The following is an 18,102-nucleotide window of genomic DNA, read 5'->3' as shown; positions in this document are numbered from 1 at the left end:
CTGCGGTCCAGGCTCAATGGATACAGCGGTTATCCCGTCAGGGGTGCTTCGCCGTAGGTACAGCTAGCTGAGGGAGGCAGTGTTGTCGGACATGCGGGGGCGAAAAGCCAAGATGGTGCGTCATCCCCTATGGAGCCAACTACTCATGGCCGTGCTCGGGGGCATCCTGGGGGGTGGAGCCCAAGCACTGATGGAAATGATCACAAGGTCAGTCGGCTGGTAGTCGTCACAGCCGTGTAGGCCGGCGTTTTCACTCCGCCGCTGGACGGCGTCGAGCGATGAAGCGGTCCCTGATCTGCGGAGACGGAGATCAGGGACCGCTATGCGCCACAGCGTCGATACTCTCGGCGTACTTGGCAGGCGGCATCCGACTATCGGTCGAGTCGCCTGCCCGTTTCTCTCGGCGCCCGGGCGGCCCTGCGCCTGCAGTCCTGGGGCTTCACGCTGCGCACCAGAAGTGCACCAGATGAAGCGGGGAGGCCGCGGTCAACACCGGCTCCACTTGAGCGTGTGTCGCGCTATTCAGGGAGACGTTTGACCGGGTCAGAGCACCGAAGTCGCCCCGACCGCCAGTGATTCCCAAGCTCATGGCACGCGATCGAGCTTCTGGAAGCAGCCTTGGCAACGCCCCATTGTCAGACCCGGATGGCACGGTAGGCGGGTATCCATGCGGATGGAGGGGGACGGAACATGACGGTGATTCCGAGTGGGCGGCGGATGGAACAGGCAGCAGTGAACGCCTTGCGCACTCTCCTGCAGAGTCACGATCACGTCGTGGAGGAGATCTCGGGGCAGAACGACTATGGCGAGGACCTGTATGTCACCTTCGCTGACGCCGGGCGGGTGACCAATGACGTCATCAAGGTTCAGGTGAAGGGCGGCGTCTCATGGAGACGGTCATACGGCTACGCAGTACCGGTGCGACAGCACTCCGAGACTTGGGCAAACGGCAATGTGCCTGTCTTCTGTGTCGTCTTTGATCCGGACACAGAGCAGTTGTACTGGGCAAACGCTACGAAACAGCTCCGTGTTGGAGGGCAGAAGGGCCGCCGGCCGCGCACCATCAGACTGTCTGGGACATCGGTGCTGGACGCCAGCACGGTGGGGACCTTCGTCCATGAAGCCCGTGCGTACGTCGGAGGGTACCGGGGCCGGAACGCTGTCCTAAGTCACCTCGGGGAGATGGCAGGCGTCGTCTTCGATCGCTCGGACCATGTCCTGTACTGGGTCAATGAGTTCGACGAGCAGTTGATCTTCTGGCAGCGCCCTGGGGAATTCAACGCCACGCTTCTTCACAGCGACCTCGACTGGGATCCAATCCCGATCATGCCTAGCGGGTTGCTCCTGCCGGGTGCCTGGTCTCAGGGACTCAATTTCGGCGGAGACTTTCCAGAGGAGCTGCGGCGGAGCACGCCGATCCCGGTCATCAGTGGGGTGATCCTGAACATGCCGGAGGCCCTGTGGCTCGCCTCCTGTTTCTCCGCCACAGAGCGGGCCCGGCGAGGTGTTGAAGTGCCGACATGACGTAGCTGCCAACCGCGCACGCGCTCGACCGGCGGACTAAGATCGACGCACCGGACCGCGTCCCTCTAGGGGCTGCGTACTAAGCACACTGAGTTGTCTAACTGCGTGACAACCACAATGCACAACCGCGAACAACCGTGGACGTCAGCGGACCATCAGCACAGGTGACAGGCACAGCAGGCCAAGGGCGGCGACCATCCCAAGTTGCTTCGGGACGAAGCAGTCCTCAGGCCGATCGACGGAAGTCGGCCGAAAGCCAAATACCCATGGCATCTGAACTGGTCAGATGCCATGGGCCTCACTCTGTGCTGCTCGGCGGGATCGTAGATCAATAGGCGGACTCACGCGGATCGCTCGTTGCCAGGAGGCGACCGCGGCTTGTTGCGATGCGGAAGACGTCTCGCAGAGCCCCGGTCAGCTCTGTGATCAGGCACCGCATCTCGTCGAGCGACGTGCCCCGGTCATCGAGAGCTTCTGAGGCTTCTTCCAACAGTGCGCTTGCCGTCATGAGTTGGATCGCTTCGATGCTGTCCGCGAGGCGGGACATGTATCCGTCCGGGTCGTCGGTGCTCAGGTAACAGGGCTTGTCCCCCGGGCCCGACCACGGGAGGAGCCGAAGTTCGTTCGGTGTCGTCATCCTTGGGTTGGCCTCTCGTTGAGCACGTGGTGGGCGGTGAAGACCGCGTCGACTCGGTCTCCCGGAAAGGCCAGGAGCGCGGCTTCAACGACGCGACCGTTGGTGTCGGTGGCGATGCGCGTGATCGCGAGGACGGCCATGTTGTTTCCGAGCCGGAGGGCCGACGCTTCGTCTGGAGTGGGAGAGCGGGCGGAGACCGTCTCTCGGATGGTGGCTGGCGACGGGCCTAGGACGGCGAATCGCGTTACTGCCTCCCGGCATACGGAGTCGTCGTCGAGGACTCCGGCCGGGGCCAGGTCGCGCGGGATGTAGATGCGGGCCAGCCCGTGCGGTGATCCTTGTTCGAGGCTGAGGCAGGTGTACTCCGCGAGGGGGCTGCCCGTTGGCACCTTCAGCAACGTGGTCAGGTGCACGGAAGCCGGGACCGTGGTGCTGCGAACCGTGATGCGCAACGTTGGCTCAGCGGCGGTCCAGGGGTCCAGCGTGCCCCAGCCTCCGACGTACATGATCTTGCGTCGGAGGCGACGGACGTAGTTGCCCTTGCCGTGGATTTTCTCGACGAGTCCTTCGCCCTGGAGCACGGCGAGAGCACGTCGCAAGGTCACGGTACTGACCTTGTACCGGGCGGCCAGGCCGGCTTCGGACGGGAGGCGTTCGCCAGGCTTGATGCTGCCCGTCGTGATCTTGTGGCGTAGGTCGTCGGCGATGTCGTGATGGCGGCGGGGCACGGAGCGGGTCACCGCCTTCTCAGCAGTCGCAGTGCGACGAGCCGGGTACGGGCATGTATGGCCAGCAGTTCGCCCGACTCGAAGACCAGTTGCTTGGCTCCGTGGGGGAGCTGGAAGAGGTCTCTCACTCGGCAGGCCTGGCCGCCGAGTTGGATGATGTCGCCGCGCTGCACGGTTGCCGCGGTGACCTCGACGGGGGAGGCCAGCGCACCCACGGGGGCTCGGTCCCTCACGCCGGCACCTCCACGTGCACCCACGAGTCTGGGGTCGAGTGGCACGGGCAGCCACACACCTCGTAGATCACCGGTACGTCAGTCGGCGCCAGAGACGGGGAGGGCTCGATGCAGGAGTGGTGCGTTCCGATCCAGCAGGCGATCGAGCGGTAGGGGACGGGAGCTGTGCCCGTGGGGTGTGGTTGTCGGCGAGGTGGCATCAGTGGGCCCCCGCGAGGGCTGACCAGGCCTCGGCCGGCAGGTGCGGAGCGACGAGCACCGTGCGCGTCCGTACACGCTCTTCCCACGCCAGCAGGTACGGACGGACAAGCGCGACGTCCTCGCCCCTCAGCGAGTAACGGTGAACCGCGGCGGCCGAAGCCCGCCCGAGGGCGGTGCTCGACGCTTTAGCGGGCGCGAGGCGAGTGGCAGCGGCCAGTGGCCGGGAAGGCGTTAAGGGGCGGCGGTGCCGGCCCTTGGAGAAGTACCGCTCTCTGGTGCGCGAGGCAGCACGGCGGATACGGTTGAGCATGCTGTTCAGCTCCTATCGCTGATAGCCCGGTCCCCCGACATCGCCCGTCGTGGGGACCGCTTTGCGTACGACCGCCCATAAGGTGCGGCCGTTCAAGCTGGTGGCCAGGAGTCCGAATCGATCGGCCACGGCCACCGCGTCCAGGACCTCCCGCCATGACTCGGCGGAAAGCGTGTCCGGTACTTCTGCTTCGACCGTCGTGAACCGGGTGTGCTCCTCCACCCGCGGGCGGAGGCCAGCAGCAGACAAGCGGGCAGCGAGAGCCGCCGCAGTCACTCCCGAAGCGGACACAGCGCAGCCTCCGTCACCAGCGATCACTTTCAGTAAAGCTAGTTAACTAGATTAGAGCTAGTGGACTAGATTTTCCATATGTCTGAGCAACCGCCGTATCTCCGCATCGCCGACGAACTCCGGCAACGCATCGCGGAGCACGTCTGGGAACCAGGTGACCGCCTCCCCTCCCGCGCCCAGATCGGCCAGGAGTGCGGCGTCGGCGAGAACGTGGTGCGCCGGGCACAGGAGCTGCTGATCTCCCAGGGAGTGCTGGAGGGCCGGGCCGGATCGGGCACCTACGTCGCCGAGCCCCGGCAGCGCGTGAGAGTCGTCCGGTCAACCGCCCGCGAGCAGCCCAGCGGCTCACCGTTCCGCCAGGACATGAAGGCCCTCGGCAGGCAGAGCGACTGGGAGAGCCGGACCGAGGCGAAGGTGCCGGCTCCGGCGGAGATCGCCGCGCGGCTGGGGATCGCCGAGGGCGAGTTGTGCGTGCGGACGACGTACGAGTTCCTGGCGGACGGCAGGCCCGTGCAGCTGTCGACGAGTTGGGAGCCGTACGACCTCACCGCCGGCACTCTCGTCGTCCTCCCCGAGGGAGGGCCGCACGCTGGGGCAGGTGTCGTGAACCGCATGGCCGCGATCGGAATCACCGTCAGCCATGCCGTGGAGCAGCCGGAGCCACGGCAGGCGACCGCCGAGGAGGCATCACTACTCGGCATCCAGAAAGCCGCGCTCGTGACGCACATCCGGCGGACGTACTACAGCAACCAGGGCCGTCCCGTGGAGACGGCGGACATCGTGGTGCCCGCAGCCCACTGCGAGATCGTCTACGAGATCCCGATCAGCCGCTGACGAGCTGTCCCGGCACCTCCAAAGCCGTGCCCCCCGCGTGCCCCATCCGTGCCCGATAGAGCGGGAAACCAGAGGGAACAGCGGTCACCGGCGGGCAATGACCATGACGAAGGCCCCCGACCGTATCGACTGGTCAGGGGCCTTCTCGCACTGCGGTGGGTGTGGGATTTGAACCCACGGTCACATCGCTGCGACGACGGTTTTCAAGACCGTTCCCTTAGGCCGCTCGGGCAACCCACCCCGCATCGGCGCCGTGTCCGTGACCGGTCCGGCGCGATGCGTGGAACAGCCTAGCCGGTCAGCTGTCGCCCTTGCGCTCGCCCAGGGTGAGTTCGGCCGTCGCGGTCTTGCCGTCGCGCTCGTAGGTGAGCGTGACCTTGTCACCCGGCTTGTGCGTCCAGATCTCACCGATCAGGGTCGGCCCGCTGTCGACCACGGTGTCGTTGAACTTGGTGATCACGTCGCCGGCCTTCAGGCCCGCCTCGGCCGCCGGGCCGTCCGGGGTGACGGCCGGGGTACCGCCCGCGCCCTCGTCCGAGATGACGGCGCCGCCGGTCTTCTCCTCCATCGTCACCGTCGCACCGATCACCGGGTAGACCGGCTGGCCCGTCTTGATCAGCTGTTCGGCCACGTTCTTGGCCTGGTTGATCGGAATGGCGAAGCCGAGGCCGATGGAGCCGGCCTGGGACTGGCCCGCGCCGCTGCCGCTGGTGGACTGGATGGCCGAGTTGATGCCGATGACCGCGCCGCCGGCGTCCAGGAGCGGACCACCGGAGTTGCCCGGGTTGATCGAGGCGTCGGTCTGGAGCGCGCTCATGTAGGAGTTCGTGTTGCTCGAACCGTCACCCGAGGCCACCGGGCGGTCCTTCGCACTGATGATGCCGGTGGTCACCGTGTTGGAGAGACCGAACGGAGCACCGATCGCGATGGTGGAGTCGCCCACCGCGACCTTGTCCGAGTTGCCCAGGGCGAGCGGGGTCAGCCCGTCGGGGGCGCTCTTCAGCTTGAGCACGGCCACGTCGTAGCCCTGCGCCCGTCCGACGACCTCGGCGTCGTACTTCTTGCCGTTGGAGAAGGTCGCGGTCAGCTGGCCGCTGTCCGCCGCGGAGGCCACCACGTGGTTGTTCGTGAGGATGTGGCCCTCCTTGTCGTACACGAAGCCGGTACCCGTGCCGCCCTCGCCGTCGCCGGACTGCGCGTCGATGGTGACCACGCTGGGCAGCGCGTTCGCCGCGACGCCCGCGACGGTGCCGGCCGCACGCTTGAACTCCCTGGGGCTGTCGGAGGCCGAGATCGTGGTGGACCCGGAGGAGTCGCTGTCGTTGCTGTCGGCGGCCCAGTAACCGAGCGCTCCGCCCACCCCGCCCGCGACCAGTGCCGCGACCGCCACGGCGGCGACGAGCCCTCCCGCGCGGCGCTTGCGCGGGGGCTGCGGTTCCGCCGCGTGCGCCGGGGCGCCCCAGGCCGGCGGGCTGCCGCCGTCGGCGTACGACGGGACGGCCGGCGGGGGCGGCGGCCAGGCGGCCGAAGCGGCCGGCGGCTGCTCCGGCGCGGGCGGCGCGTAGGGCTGCTCGTGCTGGGAGAAGGACCCGGCGCCTTCCTGGTACGTCGCGGCCGGGACCTCAGCCGTCGGCGCGTCCGTGGGCGCGGCCTGCGGGACCTCAGGGGCGGGCCGGTTTCCCTGCGGAGAGCCCTCGGGAGCGGCGGCCGGCACGGGAGGCGCGGTCGGAACAGACGGTACGGACGGAACCGCGTCGTTCTCGTGGCCCTCGTTCTCGGTGCTCACAGCTCTTTACTCCTCGGTTCCACTCGGCATTCGGCAAGAGATCCGCTGTGCACGTGTCTGCGGTCAGCTTTTCCCACAGCACGTCAGGCCACTGTAAGCAGGACCTGTGCATCCGCACACCAATCTTTACATCAGGCAAAACGGTCCTACGCAACAAGGGTCTCAGCACCCGACGCGTCGCGGTGACACCATGTCGCAGTGACCCACGCACGCCTACCCTCCGAACAGCCCGGCATCCAGGTCGTCGCGCACCGCGGGGCCTCGGACGACGCCCCCGAGCACACCCTGGCCGCCTACCGGAAGGCCATCGAGGACGGGGCGGACGCCCTGGAGTGCGATGTGCGCCTCACCGCGGACGGGCAGCTCGTCTGCGTGCACGACCGCAGGGTGAACCGCACGTCGAACGGCCGGGGAGCCGTCTCCGCCCTGGAGCTGGCAGATCTGGCAGCCCTCGACTTCGGGTCCTGGAAGGACCACGAGGAGTCTCCCGACTGGGATCCGGTACCGGGCGAGCTCACCTCCGTACTCACCCTGGAGCGGCTCCTCGAGCTGGCGCACGACGTCCGGGCGAGCGGGCGGCCCCTCCAGCTGGCCATCGAGACGAAGCACCCCACCCGCTGGGCCGGCCAGGTCGAGGAACGCCTCCTCCATCTGCTGAAGCGGTTCGGCCTGGACGATCCCCCGGCCGACGGGCCCTCCCCGGTGCGCGTGATGAGCTTCTCCGCACGGTCCCTCTACCGCATCCGGGCGGCCGCCCCGACCCTGCCCACCGTCTTCCTGATGCAGTTCGTCTCCCCGCGGCTGCGCGACGGACGGCTCCCCGCCGGCGCCAGGATCGCCGGTCCGGGGATGCGGATCGTACGCAACAACCCCGCGTACATCGAGCGCCTCCACCGCGCGGGCCACCGTGTGCACGTCTGGACCGTGAACGAGCCGGAGGACGTGGAACTCTGCGCCGGTCTGGGCGTGGAGGCGATCATCACGAACCGCCCCAAACAAGTGCTGTCACAACTTGGTCGTTCTTAACATCAGTTACGGGGGGTGCACCGGCGCATTCGCTCCGCAATCGATCGTTACGAGTGCATCACTGACTGTGCCGTGGCCGGTTTCCGGCGCAGTCCAGGAGGGCATCCAATCCGTGGCGTGGGGCGAAGGAGGTCTCGGGGGTGGCGTTTGTGGTGGCACAGGAAGTGCCGACGTCGTCGAGCATGGCCGTACCCCACGGCCCTGCGGGCGTGGGGCGGGCGCGGCACCGTATGCGCGAGCAGCTGCGCAGCAACGGGGTCTCGGACACCGTGGTCGACGACGCCGTACTGATCCTGTCCGAGCTCCTCAGCAATGCCTGCCGGCACGGCAGGCCGCTGGGACAGCACTCGGACATGGGTGACGGTGACGTCCGCGCCGCGTGGCGCGTGGACAGGCGAGGCGATCTGACCGTCGAGGTCACGGACGGCGGGGGGCCGACCCGGCCGGTTCCGGCCACCCCGTCGGTGACCGCGCGGGGCGGGCGAGGGCTCACCATCATCAGCACCCTGGCCCAGGAGTGGGGCGTACGCGACGACACCGCGGGTGAGGTCACGGTCTGGGCCCTGGTCTCCGCGGACCACGGGCACCGGGGCTTCCCGGCGGCGCCGCCCGAGCGCGTGACACCCGTGAGCCGCGGGCGGACCGGGCTGGACGGGCTGGGCGGACCGATCGGTTTCGGCTCACTCGACGGGCTGGACCTCGCCGAGGCCCTGGACGCCCTCGACACCTTTGACGACGCGGGCTGAGAGCGGAAAGGGCGCGGCGGGAAGCGGCGGGACGCGAGCCACCACGGCACGTGGGCCCCGGCGCCGACCGGGACGGCTAGGCTCGCGCCCGAGACCGCACTGTCGCAATCGGGAGAACGCCCACCATGGCCAAGAAGCGCCCTCAGTCCAAGGCCGGAAAGCCGCAGCTCAAGGATGGTGAGATCCCGGTCGTAGGGGCTCGTGAGCCCTGTCCGTGCGGTTCGGGCCGTCGCTACAAGGCATGTCACGGCCGTGCCGCGGCCCAGGCCGTGACCGAGCTGGTCCAGCGTCCCTTCGAGGGACTCGCCGGAGAGTGCGACTGGATCGCCCTGCGCGAGCTCGTCCCCGCCGCCACCGTCGAGCTGGCGCTCAAGGGCGGCCGCCCCGAGGGTGTTCCCTCCGTGGCGCTCGCGACCGTACTCCCGATGGCGTGGCCGGCGCTGCGCCGCGACGACGGCTCCGTCCTGCTCGCCCTGCAGAACGACACCTCCTCCGGCGACCTGAGCCGCGACCTCGCGGACACCCTGCAGCGCGCACTGGAGGCGGAGCCGGGTTCGCCCGTGACCGCGCGCCGGGTACCCGCCGACGGCCCGCGGCTGCAGGATCTGCTCGACCCCGAGGGGGCGTTCGAGCCGGTCGTGCACGCGGGCTTCGAGTTCTGGGTGCCGGACGCGGAGAACGCGACGACGGAGGTGTCCGCCTCCCTGGAACGCGCCAACGCGGCGGCGATCCCCACCACCCGGCTCTCCGGGGTGGACGCGGCCTACTGGTGCGAGACGCCCGAGAAGAACCACCTGCGCTGGGTCATGCCCCACCCCGAGGAGCAGCTCCTCGACGCCCTCGCCAGGCTGCACGCGGCGGGAGCGTCCTCGCTCGGCGAAGGCACCCGCCTGGTGGGCTCGTTCCGCGCCCACGGCCTCATGGTGCCCGTCTGGGACCTGCCGACCGGGATGGGTGCCGAGGAGTGCGAGAAGCCCGCGGCGCAGTTCGCCGAGCGGCTCGCCGAAGCACTCGCGTCGGACGCTCCGCTCACGGGTGAGGAGCGCAGGGCGCGCGGCGGGCTCACCAACCGCCAAGTGACGCTCAGCTGACAGTGACGAGAGCCGCCCTGCCGTCGTGACTCCCGTCACAACGCCTCGTACTCGTCGGTAAATACCTGTCCGAATAGGCGAGATCGAATTTGCTAACGGCAGATCTCTTGTTACGGTTCTGGAAGCCCGGTCGCTGGTGCATCCCCCGTCGCCAGCGGCCGGGCGTCCTCGTTTCCTGGCCCGGCCGACGACCAGGGCGCACGCCGGAGCGCGTAGCGGACGCAGACCTGCGCCGACCGCCAGGCCCCCTTCTCGGCCCCACCCCTCCCGCGCCGTTGCGCCACAGGTCCACGCCTCGACGGCCCTTCACGCACCCCGGACCGCCGGCCGCACCGGAGGAGCGCGCGCTCCCCGGAACGCGGCGGCCGCCGGAGCCGTTCGCTTTCGGACAGAAATGCGCGATGCGCTTCGGGCCTCCCGAATGCGACAGCCGCACCTCGGAAAACATTCGCACCCGCATCACCCCGCGCACCGATTACGCAATCTGCGGAAAGGTCATCAGAAGGCCTGCCGTCAGGGGCTTTTGTGCGGAATGAATTGCGCCCGTACCGGCATCCACGCGTGCCCGATTCCGTACCGCTTCGCAGACGGCCGGTCCATGGACCACCGACGGTGGACGCCAGGTGCGCACCGCCTCAGCCGGTCAGCGCTTGACCGGACTCGCGCGATACCCGACCGACTTCGCGAGCACGCGAGCCGATTCGGTCCGTACGCAAGCCCATTCGGTCAGCATCCGGGCCGGTCCGGTCAGTACGCGAGTCTGCTGCCGCCGTCCGGCGCGCTGTTGCTCGCCTCGACCAGCGCGTCCAGGACGGATTCCACGTCCGGGAGCCACGGCGCGCGGTCCCCGGCCGCCGGAGCCCGCTCCCAGCGCACCTGCCCCGTGCCGATCTCGGAAGGGGGCAGGACGAGATAGCCGCCCTCCCCGTGGAACCGCAGGGAGCTGGGCACCCAGTCCTTCGCGTGCAGCAGCTCACCGAGCCGCTCCAGGGTGTACGGGGCCACCAGCAGTGACCATCGGGTGGGGGTCGCCACCACGGGGCCGAGCCGCAGCCCCATCACGTCGAGCGCGGCCAGCGCCCTGGCGCCCGCCACGGCCGGCAGGCTCAGCGCGCAGGGCGCCCGGCCGCCGGTGGCGAGGACGACGGGTGCGGCGGGCCGGTTGGTCCACCACCAGCGCACCATGCGCGCGTCGGTGGTCGCCGCGAGGAGACCGGGGTCGAAGGGGTGTGCGCCGGGCACGGCGCACTCGGGGTCGGGACAGGCGCAGTCACGGCCGCGTTCGCCGCGCACGCCTGTGGTCGCCAGCCCCACTCCGGGGAGGACGGGCCATTCCCAGGCGGTGGCGCAGGTCAGTGCGGCGTCGAGCCGGGCGGGACTTGCCTTGCGCCGGGGCCGGTGCCTGCGTCGCCTTCCGAGGATCTCGCGCATGAGCGCTCGTTCCTTTCCGTTGAACGCCGAGGTCCACATCACAGCACGTGCTCGTTACACCACGTGTGTGTCTCTTCGCTGTGCGTGCTTGCTCATCGGGCTTGCGGTACGGACGAGTAGCCGTGCCGAGCATGAGCTGAGCCGAGCAGAGTGGAACCGAACAGAATGGAGCTGAGCCGAGTCGAACCGAGTCGCACCGAACCGAGTCCAGTCAAAACATCGCGCGGCCGGCGTGCGCATCGGGCGCGTGCCGTCCCTGGTGCAACCCCGACACTCGGGGTGGGTGGGCGGCCGTCATCGGTAGGGACGTTCGGGCGCGCTGTCGGGTTCCTGGAGCAGTCACAACTGCCCCTGGCCGTCCACGATTACGTACCCAGCATGCCCGGGATGACGCTCCCTCCGGCATTTCACCCCGAGGGTCCCCACTGTCGAGCCGCCCCCAGTCGACCGCAAATAGCCGCCCAGGGGTGCACTTTTTGGCCAAGTTAACTGGCCAACGGACACCATAAATATCGTAAGGACAATACTGGACATCACCTTCCTTGTGCGTGTACATGTGGGGGCGTGTACATGTGGTTGCACCGATAGCGGCGCAGAACGACATGGGGGTTTGCGATGCTATTCGACACAACACACCGGTCGGGAAGCCGACTGCCATGAGCGCCCCCCACCTTCCGAAAGTGGCTGGAATCGATCCCATGGTTCCCGTTTCAACGCACACTGCACTGCCTCCGGAAGGTGCGCTCTCCGCACCGGGAGCCTTCATCCAGGACCGGCTGGCGGGCTGGGTCTCCGACCTGACCACCCTGCACGAACTCACCGAGCGACTGGCCGCGACGAGCACGCTGGACAGCGCCCTGAGCGAACTCCTGAACGCCGGAGCGGCCCTCGTCGGAGCCGGCCGGGGGCTCCTCGTCCTCGAACCCGCCGACGGAGGCGGGCCGTGCCGCACGATCGGACTCGGCCTCAGCCACGCCGACCTGGGGCACATCGAGACGGTGCCCCGCGGCACCACCCCCTACGGCCGTTTCCTCGACGGTCACGCGGGTGCCGACACCCCCCTGGCCAGTCCCGACATCCTCGGCGACACCGGCCTGGACCCCCGCTGCCGCGAGGTCGCGGCCCGCCTCGGTTACGCCGCCAGCTACTCCCTGCCCCTGGCCACCGGAACCGCCGGACGCCTGGGTGCGGCCGTCTGGCTCTACGACGAACCGGCGGAACCTCTGGAGCGCCAGTGCCACCTCGTCGGGGTGTACGGCCGCTACGCGGCGGAACACCTGGCCCGGCTGCTCGAACTGGAGCGCGCCAGGGCGGACGCCGCCGTCATCGCCGAGGAACTCTTCCCCCGCCGGCTGCCCCGGATTCCCGGAGTACGGCTCGCCGCCCGCCATCGGGCCGCGCCCGGGGGCGGCGGCGACTGGTACGACGCGCTCCCTCTGCCGGACGACGCACTCGGCCTGGCCGTCGGCTCGGTCGGCGGCTCCGGACCGACAGCCCTGGCGGCCATGGGCAGACTCCGCGCCGGGCTGCGGGCCTACGCCGTGATGGAGGGCGAGGATCCCGTCGCCGTGCTCTCCGACCTGGAACTGCTGCTGCGGCTCACCGAACCCTCCCGCGCGGCGACCGCCCTCTACGCCTACTGCGAGCCCGACCGGCGCTCGATCGTGCTCGCGGGAGCCGGGCACACCCCGCCCCTGGTGATCGGCGACCGGCGCACCGAGTTCGTGGAGACCTCCCTCTCCGCACCGCTGGGCATGCTGTCGTGCTGGGAGGCGCCCAGTGTGGAGTTCACGCCCCGCCCAGGAGAAACGGTGCTGCTCTACACCGACGGGCTGCTGCGCCGCACCGGCGACTCCACGGACCGGGCGTTCGCGCGGCTGCACGCGGCGGCGGCAGGGGTACCGAAGGCCGTACGGCAGGACCCGGGGGCCGTCGCGGACCACATCCTGCACACCGTCCTTCCCGAGGGCACGGACCGGAGCGACGGCACCGAGGACGTCGTCGTCCTGGCCGCTCGCTTCGACTGACGGGGCCGTAGGAGCTGTAAGAGGTCTTCCGGCCCTGGGCCCCCTTCCGTACGCCCGTACGATGGAGAGGGTCCAGTGTCGTACAAGGAGGACAAACCGTGTCTGAGGAGCTCATCCCGGAGACCCCGGAAGAAGCTGAAGCAGAGCCGATCAAGCAGCGGAAGAACGGCCTGTACCCGGGCATTTCCGATGAGCTCGCCGAGAACATGAAGTCCGGCTGGGCCGACACGGAGCTGCACGGCCTGGAGCCGATCGCCCAGGCGGCGCACACCGCCGCCCGCCGTGCCGCGCTCTCCGCGCGCTTCCCCGGCGAGCGTCTCGTCATTCCCGCGGGCAACCTGAAGACCCGTTCCAATGACACCGAGTACGCCTTCCGCGCCTCGACCGAGTACGCCTATCTCACCGGCGACCTCACGCAGGACGGCGTCCTGGTGCTGGAGCCGTCCGGCGACGGCCACGAGGCGACCGTCTACCTGCTGCCCCGCTCCGACCGCGAGAACGGCGAGTTCTGGCTCGACGGCCAGGGCGAGCTCTGGGTGGGCCGCCGCAACTCCCTCACCGAGGCCGAGCAGCTGCTGGGCATCCCGGCGAAGGACGTCCGCGAGCTCCCCGCCGCACTGGCGGAGGCCACCGGCCCGGTGCGCAACGTCCGGGGCCACGACGCGGGCATCGAGTCCGCCCTGACCGACAAGGTCACCGCGGAGCGCGACGAGGAGCTGCGCGTCTTCCTGTCGGAAGCACGCCTCGTCAAGGACGACTTCGAGATCGCCGAGCTGCAGAAGGCCTGCGACGCCACCGCGCGCGGCTTCGAGGACGTCGTGAAGGTCCTCGACAAGGCCGAGGCCACGAGCGAGCGCTACATCGAGGGCACGTTCTTCCTGCGCGCCCGCGTCGACGGCAACGACATCGGCTACGGCTCGATCTGCGCCGCCGGCCCGCACGCCACCACCCTGCACTGGGTCCGCAACGACGGCGCGGTCCGCCCGGGCGAGCTCCTGCTGCTCGACGCAGGCGTCGAGACCACCGAGCTCTACACCGCCGACGTGACGCGGACGCTGCCCATCAACGGCACGTTCAGCCCGCTGCAGCGCAAGATCTACGACGCGGTGTACGAGGCCCAGGAGGCGGGCATCGCCGCGGTGAAGCCCGGTGCCGCCTTCCGCGACTTCCACGACGCCGCTCAGCGTGTCCTCACCGAGAAGCTCGTCGAGTGGGGCCTGCTGGGCGACCTGACCGTGGAGAAGGTCCTGGAGCTGGGTCTGCAGCGCCGCTGGACGCTGCACGGCACCGGCCACATGCTCGGCATGGACGTCCACGACTGCGCCGTCGCGCGCACCGAGTCGTACGTCAACGGCATCCTGGAGCCCGGGGTCTGCCTGACCGTCGAGCCCGGCCTGTACTTCCAGGCCGACGACCTGACCGTGCCCGAGGAGTACCGGGGCATCGGTGTCCGCATCGAGGACGACATCCTCGTCACCGAGGACGGCAACCGGAACTTGTCGGCCGCGCTGCCGCGCCGCGCCGACGAGGTCGAGGCCTGGATGGCCGGGCTCAAGGGCTGACGGCCGGGGGCCACGCACGGGCCGCGGACAGCGGGCCCGTGCGCCGGAAGGGCGCGCTGCTCAGGACACCATGAGCAGCGGGCCCTTCCGCCATTTCAGGATCTTGTCGAAGCTCACCACCGCGCCGCGCCCCGGACCGTTGCCGAAGTGGACGTGATCGGCGAGCTCCTCGATCAGGCAGAGCCCTCGGCCGCTCTCCGCCGTCGCCGGTGGATGCGGGTTCACACGCGCGTACGAGGACTCGCCCGCCGGATACCCGGCGTGCGGCTGTGCGGCGGTGCGAAGCGTGCGCCGGGCGGGGAACCCGGGCCCCGAGTCGGCGACTTCGATACGGCACTTCTCGCCGTCCAGATAAGCGGTGACCCGGTACTGCCCGCAGGCGCGCCCGGGCAGCTGCTCGTCGTCCGAGGGACCGGGCGCGGCGTCCGTGGCGCCACCCACGTCCTGTCGGTCGCCGCCGTGTTCGACGGCATTCGCACAGGCTTCGCTGAGCGCGACCGAGAGGTCGTAGGAGATGTCCGGATCCACCCCCGCGGTCTCCATGGTGCCGAGCAGAAAACGACGGGCGAGCGGGACGCTCGCAGCTTCGCGCCGCAAATGGAGTGACCACCACATGCTCATGCTCCAGCCTCCTGGCTGCGGCTCGACATACCGTTACGTATTGCCTCGGTAGGCGCTTCGTAAGCACGGATCCGCTGTGAGAGCGCTCATTCGGCGGATGCGAATATTCCGTTCGCCGGTGTATGCCCGGTTCCGTGTCCGGTCTCAGGCCCGCCTGAACAGGCGCAACACCTCCCGTTCACTCCCCGATGGGGACGGATGCCGACCTTCCGGACCTGCCGTACGGGAACCGGGGGGCCAGTGGGATGATGGCCCGGCCATGTCTATGCCTGTCGCACGCGCCGGAGCCGGAATGCGGCTTCTGAGGACCGCGGTGTTCACCGCGGTCTGCGTCGTGCTGGCCGCCGCGGGGCACGGCATCGCGGGCGGTTCGGGTGTGTCCGGCTGGACCCTGCTCGCCGGTTTCCTCGGCGTCTTCGCCGTGTCGGCGGCGCTCGCCGGACGTGAGCGGACCCTGCTCTCCATCACAGCCGCTCTGGCGGCCGGGCAGATCGCCCTGCACGTCCTCTTCGGAGCGTGGCGGCACACGGCCGACACCACCGCCGCGTCCGGGGACGATTCGCTGATCCGGTTCGCCGCCGGACTCGTGTGCGGGGCGGGCCCCGCGCAGTTGAGTGCCGGCGAGGCCCACCGCATCGTGACCACGGCGGGCATCGACCCCACCACCGTCGCCCAGGGCCACACCCACCTGGCAGCTGGTGCGGCCGATCCCGGGGCGCTGGCCACGGTGACGGCCTGCCTGCCCAGCCTGCCGATGTTCCTCGGGCACCTGCTCGCCGCCCTCGCCACGGGCTGGCTGCTGCGCCGCGGCGAGATCGCGCTCTTCCGGCTGGCCGAGCTCTCCGCCCAGGGCGGTCGGCAGCTCGCCGCCGGAGCCCGGCTGCGGGCGCTCCGGGCGGCCATGGCACTCGTACGCGTACTGCGTGCGGGTCTTCCGGGGCGGCCCACGACCGGGCCGCGCCGACCCCGTGAGGTGGTGGACGCTCCCACGCCCGCCTCCGGGGACCCTCTGCTGCACATGGTGATCAGGCGCGGGCCGCCGCCCGTATACGTACAGGCAGCCTGACGCGACCCCTCCGCCGGGGATTCCGGTGAAGAGGTGGTCGTGATGCCGTCGCGCGTCCGCGCGCCGGACCACCTTTTCCCTGTGCCCTGTGGAGTGATCCCTGCCATGAACGTTTCCCGTATCGCCGTCGCCGCCGGTGTCGCCGCGTCCACCGTCCTGCTGCTCGCCGGCCCCGCCTCCGCGCACGTCAGCGTGCAGCCGCAGGGAGAGGCCGCCAAGGGCGGCTACGCGACCGTCAACTTCAAGGTCCCCAACGAGCGGGACGACGCCTCCACCGTCAAGCTCGAGGTCAGCTTCCCGACGGACCACCCTCTGGCGTCCGTGAGCCCGCAGCCGGTGCCGGGCTGGAAGATCGCCGTCACCAAGAGCAAGCTGGCCGAGCCGCTCGACGTACACGGCAAGAAGATCACCGAGGCCGTCTCCAAGGTCACCTGGACCGCGGACGGCGACGGCATCGAGCCCGGTTACTTCGAGCAGTTCCCGCTCTCGGTCGGGCAGCTGCCCGAGGACTCCGACCAGCTGGTCTTCAAGGCCCTCCAGACGTACAGCGAGGGTGAGGTCGTCCGCTGGATCGAGGAGACCCCCGAGGGCGGCGAGGAGCCCGAGCACCCCGCTCCCGTCCTCGCCCTGACCGCCGGGACGGCCGACGCCCACGGCGCGGCGGCCGACGACAAGAGCGCTGAGACCGCACACGCGAAGGAGACGACGGCGTCCTCGGACGACACGGCCTCCTCGACGAGCGACAGCACCGCCCGTGTGCTCGGCATCGTCGGCATCGTCATCGGCGTGGCGGGTGTCGCGTTCGGCGTCCTCGCCGGCCGTCGCCGCGCCGCCTGATCCACCCCGCCCCGCACGTCATCACAGACCAGGAATCAGCTCTCCATGCACAGCAAGAAGAAGGTGCTGGCCGCGGCGCTCGCCGCCGTGGCCGCACTGACCCTTTCCGCCTGCGGCAGCGGCGGCGACTCGGCGGACACGTCCGTCGCCGAGGTCTCCGGCGCGACCGGATCCGAGCCCGCGACCGTGCTCGACCAGCCGTTCACCAAGCCCGACCTCGTCCTGACGGACACCCACGGCAAGAAGTACGACCTGCGCGAGCAGACCAAGGGCAAGCCGACGCTCATCTACTTCGGCTACACCAACTGCCCCGACGTGTGCCCGCTGACCATGAGCAACATCGCGCTCGCCAAGCGGGCCCTGCCCCAGGCCGACCAGGAGAAGCTCCAGGTCGTCTTCGTCACCACGGACCCCGAGCGGGACACCCCCGCGTCACTGGGCAGCTGGCTCAAGGCCCAGGATCCCGACTTCACCGGTCTCACCGGCGACTTCCCGACCATCCAGGCGGGAGCGCGTCAGATCGGCATCGGCATCGACCCGCCGAAGAAGGAGAAGGACGGCACGGTCGTCTCGATGCACGGCGCCCAGGTCATCGCGTTCTCCCCGAAGACCGACAAGGGTTACGTGCTCTACAGCGAGGACACCACGGCGGAGGACTACACCAAGGACCTCCCGAAGCTCGTCGAGGGGGAGACCCCGTGAACCGCCGTACCGCCGTCGCCGGTGCCCTGGCCCTCACCACCGCGCTGGCACTGACGGGGTGTTCCTCGGACAGCACACCGCGGCTGGAGGTGTCCGGCGCTTTCATGCCGCAGCCCGTCAGCGACATGGCGGCCGGCTTCCTCCTCGTGAAGAACAGTGGTGACGCCACCGACCGGCTGACCTCGGTGACCAGTGCTCTCTCGGACCACGTCTCGATCCACGAGACGGTGAACCGGACGATGCGCATGGTCTCCTCCTTCGAGGTGCCCGCCGGGGGCGAGCTCGACCTGGAACGCGGCGGCAGCCACATCATGTTCACCGACCTCAAGAAGCAGCCCAAGCAAGGAGAGACGGTCTCCGTGGAACTGCACTTCGAGAAGGCCGACCCCATCACGGTCGACATTCCCGTGAAGGAGACCACCTACGACCCGAAGAAGCAGTGAGGTACT

At 69.5% G+C, this 18,102-nt stretch carries 19 protein-coding genes and 1 tRNA gene; 11 read left to right on the top strand and 9 right to left on the bottom strand.

The window, feature by feature from the left end; genetic code table 11:
* The first annotated feature begins 690 nt into the window (after nt 1–690).
* On the top strand, nt 691–1,524 hold the full coding sequence (locus ACFYQ6_RS19905) for a DUF4365 domain-containing protein (protein ID WP_388764045.1): 834 nt from the start codon (nt 691–693) through the stop codon (nt 1,522–1,524).
* Nucleotides 1,525–1,852: 328 nt separating this feature from the next.
* On the opposite strand, the gene ACFYQ6_RS19900 is transcribed toward ACFYQ6_RS19905, so the two are convergent.
* The 5 genes from ACFYQ6_RS19900 to ACFYQ6_RS19880 all read right to left on the bottom strand — a co-directional run bounded on the left by ACFYQ6_RS19900 (nt 1,853) and on the right by ACFYQ6_RS19880 (nt 3,924).
* Nucleotides 1,853–2,161 carry a hypothetical protein gene (locus ACFYQ6_RS19900; protein WP_388764043.1) on the bottom strand — a complete coding sequence of 103 codons (309 nt, stop codon included), beginning with the start codon at nt 2,159–2,161 and terminating at the stop codon, nt 1,853–1,855.
* Entirely contained in the window at nt 2,158–2,901 is a 744-nt protein-coding gene (locus tag ACFYQ6_RS19895) for a GntR family transcriptional regulator (RefSeq protein ID WP_388764041.1), read from the bottom strand. The genes ACFYQ6_RS19900 and ACFYQ6_RS19895 overlap by 4 nt, the downstream gene beginning before the upstream one ends.
* Complete coding sequence (locus tag ACFYQ6_RS19890) at nt 2,898–3,122, bottom strand: hypothetical protein (RefSeq protein WP_388764039.1); 225 nt, start codon at nt 3,120–3,122, stop codon at nt 2,898–2,900. Before ACFYQ6_RS19890 ends, ACFYQ6_RS19895 begins: the two co-directional genes overlap by 4 nt.
* A 199-nt stretch (nt 3,123–3,321) precedes the next feature.
* A complete protein-coding gene (locus ACFYQ6_RS19885) occupies nt 3,322–3,633 on the bottom strand; it encodes a hypothetical protein (protein ID WP_388764037.1) in 312 nt (103 codons plus the stop codon).
* Between the two features lie 12 nt (nt 3,634–3,645).
* Nucleotides 3,646–3,924, bottom strand: coding sequence for a hypothetical protein (locus ACFYQ6_RS19880; protein ID WP_388764035.1), 279 nt, complete (start codon nt 3,922–3,924; stop codon nt 3,646–3,648).
* Between the two features lie 78 nt (nt 3,925–4,002).
* Between ACFYQ6_RS19880 and ACFYQ6_RS19875 the strand changes: the two genes are divergently transcribed.
* Nucleotides 4,003–4,758: a GntR family transcriptional regulator gene (locus tag ACFYQ6_RS19875; RefSeq protein ID WP_388764033.1), complete on the top strand. Its 756-nt coding sequence runs from the start codon at nt 4,003–4,005 to the stop codon at nt 4,756–4,758.
* Nucleotides 4,759–4,911: 153 nt separating this feature from the next.
* On the opposite strand, the gene ACFYQ6_RS19870 is transcribed toward ACFYQ6_RS19875, so the two are convergent.
* Nucleotides 4,912–4,998, bottom strand: a tRNA-Ser gene (locus ACFYQ6_RS19870).
* A gap of 58 nt (nt 4,999–5,056) precedes the next feature.
* Entirely contained in the window at nt 5,057–6,544 is a 1,488-nt protein-coding gene (locus tag ACFYQ6_RS19865) for a S1C family serine protease (protein WP_388764031.1), read from the bottom strand.
* 198 nt (nt 6,545–6,742) lie between these two features.
* Between ACFYQ6_RS19865 and ACFYQ6_RS19860 the strand changes: the two genes are divergently transcribed.
* The 3 genes from ACFYQ6_RS19860 to ACFYQ6_RS19850 all read left to right on the top strand — a co-directional run bounded on the left by ACFYQ6_RS19860 (nt 6,743) and on the right by ACFYQ6_RS19850 (nt 9,407).
* Entirely contained in the window at nt 6,743–7,570 is an 828-nt protein-coding gene (locus ACFYQ6_RS19860) for a glycerophosphodiester phosphodiesterase (RefSeq protein ID WP_361579442.1), read from the top strand.
* A gap of 140 nt (nt 7,571–7,710) precedes the next feature.
* Nucleotides 7,711–8,316: an ATP-binding protein gene (locus tag ACFYQ6_RS19855; RefSeq protein ID WP_388764029.1), complete on the top strand. Its 606-nt coding sequence runs from the start codon at nt 7,711–7,713 to the stop codon at nt 8,314–8,316.
* 125 nt (nt 8,317–8,441) lie between these two features.
* Entirely contained in the window at nt 8,442–9,407 is a 966-nt protein-coding gene (locus ACFYQ6_RS19850) for a DUF5926 family protein (protein ID WP_388764027.1), read from the top strand.
* Between the two features lie 747 nt (nt 9,408–10,154).
* On the opposite strand, the gene ACFYQ6_RS19845 is transcribed toward ACFYQ6_RS19850, so the two are convergent.
* The gene (locus tag ACFYQ6_RS19845; RefSeq protein ID WP_388764025.1) at nt 10,155–10,838 is read right to left on the bottom strand and encodes a bifunctional DNA primase/polymerase; all 684 of its coding nucleotides are present in this window, start codon (nt 10,836–10,838) and stop codon (nt 10,155–10,157) included.
* A gap of 602 nt (nt 10,839–11,440) precedes the next feature.
* On the opposite strand from ACFYQ6_RS19845, the gene ACFYQ6_RS19840 reads away from it, so the two are divergent.
* Together ACFYQ6_RS19840 and ACFYQ6_RS19835 are read left to right on the top strand one after the other, a co-directional pair.
* Nucleotides 11,441–12,865 carry a PP2C family protein-serine/threonine phosphatase gene (locus ACFYQ6_RS19840; RefSeq protein WP_388764188.1) on the top strand — a complete coding sequence of 475 codons (1,425 nt, stop codon included), beginning with the start codon at nt 11,441–11,443 and terminating at the stop codon, nt 12,863–12,865.
* A gap of 98 nt (nt 12,866–12,963) precedes the next feature.
* Nucleotides 12,964–14,427, top strand: coding sequence for an aminopeptidase P family protein (locus ACFYQ6_RS19835; RefSeq protein WP_388764023.1), 1,464 nt, complete (start codon nt 12,964–12,966; stop codon nt 14,425–14,427).
* Nucleotides 14,428–14,487: 60 nt separating this feature from the next.
* On the opposite strand, the gene ACFYQ6_RS19830 is transcribed toward ACFYQ6_RS19835, so the two are convergent.
* Nucleotides 14,488–15,048 (bottom strand): ATP-binding protein, encoded by a 561-nt coding sequence (locus tag ACFYQ6_RS19830; protein ID WP_388764021.1) that lies wholly within the window; start codon nt 15,046–15,048, stop codon nt 14,488–14,490.
* A 259-nt stretch (nt 15,049–15,307) separates the two neighbouring features.
* On the opposite strand from ACFYQ6_RS19830, the gene ACFYQ6_RS19825 reads away from it, so the two are divergent.
* From ACFYQ6_RS19825 to ACFYQ6_RS19810, 4 genes are all read left to right on the top strand, one after another.
* Complete coding sequence (locus ACFYQ6_RS19825) at nt 15,308–16,114, top strand: hypothetical protein (RefSeq protein WP_388764019.1); 807 nt, start codon at nt 15,308–15,310, stop codon at nt 16,112–16,114.
* A 105-nt stretch (nt 16,115–16,219) separates the two neighbouring features.
* Complete coding sequence (locus ACFYQ6_RS19820; RefSeq protein WP_361579456.1) at nt 16,220–16,951, top strand: YcnI family protein; 732 nt, start codon at nt 16,220–16,222, stop codon at nt 16,949–16,951.
* Between the two features lie 45 nt (nt 16,952–16,996).
* Nucleotides 16,997–17,653 carry an SCO family protein gene (locus tag ACFYQ6_RS19815; RefSeq protein ID WP_361579458.1) on the top strand — a complete coding sequence of 219 codons (657 nt, stop codon included), beginning with the start codon at nt 16,997–16,999 and terminating at the stop codon, nt 17,651–17,653.
* The gene (locus tag ACFYQ6_RS19810; protein ID WP_361579459.1) at nt 17,650–18,096 is read left to right on the top strand and encodes a copper chaperone PCu(A)C; all 447 of its coding nucleotides are present in this window, start codon (nt 17,650–17,652) and stop codon (nt 18,094–18,096) included. Before ACFYQ6_RS19815 ends, ACFYQ6_RS19810 begins: the two co-directional genes overlap by 4 nt.
* Nucleotides 18,097–18,102 lie beyond the last annotated feature (6 nt).

This window comes from Streptomyces sp. NPDC005494 (genome assembly GCF_042872025.1).
Classification (GTDB): domain Bacteria; phylum Actinomycetota; class Actinomycetes; order Streptomycetales; family Streptomycetaceae; genus Streptomyces.
This window is presented reverse-complemented; position numbering and strand designations above follow the sequence as displayed.

Coding starts and splice junctions, on each gene's coding strand:
- ACFYQ6_RS19905 (WP_388764045.1), top strand. CDS start 691: ATGACGGTGATTCCGAGTGGGCGGCGGATGGAACAGGCAGCAGTGAAC.
- ACFYQ6_RS19900 (WP_388764043.1), bottom strand. CDS start 2,161: ATGACGACACCGAACGAACTTCGGCTCCTCCCGTGGTCGGGCCCGGGG.
- ACFYQ6_RS19885 (WP_388764037.1), bottom strand. CDS start 3,633: ATGCTCAACCGTATCCGCCGTGCTGCCTCGCGCACCAGAGAGCGGTAC.
- ACFYQ6_RS19875 (WP_388764033.1), top strand. CDS start 4,003: ATGTCTGAGCAACCGCCGTATCTCCGCATCGCCGACGAACTCCGGCAA.
- ACFYQ6_RS19850 (WP_388764027.1), top strand. CDS start 8,442: ATGGCCAAGAAGCGCCCTCAGTCCAAGGCCGGAAAGCCGCAGCTCAAG.
- ACFYQ6_RS19845 (WP_388764025.1), bottom strand. CDS start 10,838: ATGCGCGAGATCCTCGGAAGGCGACGCAGGCACCGGCCCCGGCGCAAG.
- ACFYQ6_RS19840 (WP_388764188.1), top strand. CDS start 11,441: ATGGGGGTTTGCGATGCTATTCGACACAACACACCGGTCGGGAAGCCG.
- ACFYQ6_RS19830 (WP_388764021.1), bottom strand. CDS start 15,048: ATGAGCATGTGGTGGTCACTCCATTTGCGGCGCGAAGCTGCGAGCGTC.
- ACFYQ6_RS19825 (WP_388764019.1), top strand. CDS start 15,308: ATGTCTATGCCTGTCGCACGCGCCGGAGCCGGAATGCGGCTTCTGAGG.
- ACFYQ6_RS19820 (WP_361579456.1), top strand. CDS start 16,220: ATGAACGTTTCCCGTATCGCCGTCGCCGCCGGTGTCGCCGCGTCCACC.
- ACFYQ6_RS19815 (WP_361579458.1), top strand. CDS start 16,997: ATGCACAGCAAGAAGAAGGTGCTGGCCGCGGCGCTCGCCGCCGTGGCC.